This is a genomic window from Lactobacillus sp. UMNPBX19 (assembly GCF_002553805.1).
Classification (GTDB): Bacteria; Bacillota; Bacilli; order Lactobacillales; family Lactobacillaceae; genus Lactobacillus.
Genome location: NZ_PCYR01000106.1, coordinates 1 through 467 on the forward strand (window position 1 = coordinate 1; position 467 = coordinate 467).

1 protein-coding gene is annotated in these 467 nt (G+C 45.4%); it reads left to right on the top strand.

The window, feature by feature from the left end; genetic code table 11:
- Window positions 1–149: DNA translocase FtsK (locus CP370_RS09295; protein ID WP_143467889.1), on the top strand; the 149-nt coding region annotated here is incomplete at its 5' end.
- Window positions 150–467 lie beyond the last annotated feature (318 nt).

Here is a 467-nt window from a genome sequence, read left to right on the forward strand (position 1 = left end):
GAGCAAGCACGTCCATGTTGCAACGGAAGTTTCGAATCGGTTACAACCGGGCGGCGCGGATCATTGACCAGCTTGAGGAAAACGGGGTGATCGGTCCGCAAGAAGGTAGTAAGGCGCGTAAAGTTTACCGTACTAAAGATGAGCAATAGGTGTCCTTAGTGTTTTGAGGGCAATTTCAAAAATACGGGACTGTGCCAAAAGTCTCTAAACAAAAAAACGGTTCATGAGGTGAAACTTCCTCATGAACCGTTTTTTATTTTGGCATTTTGACTTCAATAGAGCCAAAACGGGTGCCAAAAGCAGTTGGTTCCGCTTAACCAAAAAATTGATCATCATGCCCAATTCAGGCATCATGGTCAATTTTCAGTTAATGCTCGCAAACTACCCGACTTTTGTCCCACGCTCGTCTCTTTTATATCTAGATGTTTAAGCACCCAGGAGTTGGGCAAGGGGGGCGTAAAGTACGC